The following is a 1,752-nucleotide window of genomic DNA, read 5'->3' on the forward strand; positions in this document are numbered from 1 at the left end:
CAGCGCCAATGTGGCCGTGGCCCGCCTGCATGAACTGACCTCCGCCCTGGCGGACGCCGAAAAGGCGGCGGGGGAAGACGGCATGGCCTTCGCCCGACGCGAGGCCGCCACCGTCATCTCCCTGCTGTGCGCGCCGATGGTGCCGCATCAGGCGGAAGCGATGATGGCGCTGCTTGAGCCCGGTGGCATGCCGGTTGTGGAGCGCGCATGGCCCACCGCGACCCCCGAACTGCTCAGGGCCAGCGAAGTGACCATCGCGGTGCAGATCATGGGCAAGCTGCGCGGCACCATCGCCGTGCCGCCCGACATGCCGGCGGAAAAGGTCATCGCCCTGGCGGAAGCCGAACCGAACGTGGCACGCCTGCTGGAAGGGGCGCGGATTGTCAAACGCATCCACGTGCCCGGCCGGATCGTCAATTTCGTGGTTGCGAAATAGAGATGGCGCATCCCGTCTGTCGCACCGGCATGTTCTGCGCCCTGCTTGTCCTGGCAGGGTGCGGCTTTTCCCCGATGTACAAGACGACGGGAACCCATCTGGGCGCCGATGGCAAACCCACCGTCGGTAACGTGCTGGCGGAACTGAAGCAGGTTTACGTACCGGTCATCAAGGAACGGTACGGCCAGCAGTTGCGCCAGTTCCTGCAACAGGATCTGTCGGGTGCCGGGCCGGAAAACCCGACCGGCTACAGCCTGCGCATCAATACCTACATCATGAACGAAGCCGTCGACATCCATGCCGACAACACCTCCGGCCGCACGCGCACCACGGCCTTCGCCCACTGGCGTCTCTATACCATGGCGGATGAGCCGCAACTGCTGGCCAGTGGCGATGCCTCGGTGGTGGATGGTGTCAACAACAACTACGAACAGTATTTCGCCCTGACCCTGAACCTGGAAAACGTGCGTACCGCGTGGCCAAGAACATGGCGGAGCAGATCACGCAGCAGGTCGCCGTCTGGTTCCGCACCCATGCCAGACCTGCCGTAAGCGGCTCGACCGGGGACCAGAACCAGCCGCGCTATGTCGACCCCAACAGCATCGTCAACCCCAACAACCAGATGCCCGCCCAGCAGCCAGGCGCCGATGGCCTGCCCGCGCTGGCCACGGGCCGGACCGACGCCCAGTTGAACGAGCAGAATAACGAGGACATGGATACCTCCACCGGCAGCGTGCCGATGGACAATGCCCCCGCCCCCACGCCACGCGACCGCGCCGGGCCCGACACATCGGACAGTGAGCCCGCGGGCAGTTCGGGCATCAGCATCGGGGGGAACGAAAACCAGTGAAGATCGAAGCCCGCGCCGTCAACGCCACGTTGCAGGCCCCGGGCGCGCTGCGGGCCATCCTCCTGCATGGGGAGGATGCGGGGCTGATCCGTGAGCGCGCGACGACGGTGGCGAAAGCCGTCTGCCCCGATCTGGACGATCCTTTCCGCGTGGCGGTGCTGGGCCGCGAGGAGCATGACCGGCTGGAAGAGGAAACCACCGCCCTTTCCCTGAGCGGGGGGCGGCGCGTGATCTGGGTGCGTGAGGCGGGTGACGGGCTGCTGGCCCTGCTGCAGCGCAGTCTGGCGCGGGCGTCGGATACGCTGGTCATCATGGAGCGCCGGGGCTGGCTTCGCGCGCGAAGCTGCGCGCCTTTGCCGAGAAGGACCGCCAGTGCGGCGTGATCGGCTGCTACCCGGAGGAAGGCCGCGCGCTTGAAGGCGCGATCCGGCAGATGCTGTCGGCGCAGGATGTCGGCACGACCCGA

At 66.8% G+C, this 1,752-nt stretch carries 4 protein-coding genes; all 4 read left to right on the top strand.

Annotated elements, in window-relative coordinates:
* Positions 1-436: class I tRNA ligase family protein (locus JCM25156_RS25245; protein ID WP_034960300.1), on the top strand; the 436-nt coding region annotated here is incomplete at its 5' end.
* A gap of 2 nt (positions 437-438) precedes the next feature.
* Positions 439-987 (top strand): hypothetical protein, encoded by a 549-nt coding sequence (locus JCM25156_RS32725; protein ID WP_242402703.1) that lies wholly within the window; start codon positions 439-441, stop codon positions 985-987.
* Positions 924-1,286 (top strand): hypothetical protein, encoded by a 363-nt coding sequence (locus tag JCM25156_RS32730; protein WP_242402704.1) that lies wholly within the window; start codon positions 924-926, stop codon positions 1,284-1,286. Before JCM25156_RS32725 ends, JCM25156_RS32730 begins: the two co-directional genes overlap by 64 nt.
* The gene (locus tag JCM25156_RS15695) at positions 1,283-1,669 is read left to right on the top strand and encodes a DNA polymerase III subunit delta (protein ID WP_025813831.1); all 387 of its coding nucleotides are present in this window, start codon (positions 1,283-1,285) and stop codon (positions 1,667-1,669) included. Before JCM25156_RS32730 ends, JCM25156_RS15695 begins: the two co-directional genes overlap by 4 nt.
* The last annotated feature ends 83 nt before the right edge of the window (positions 1,670-1,752 follow it).

The sequence above is a fragment of the Komagataeibacter kakiaceti JCM 25156 genome (assembly GCF_000613305.1).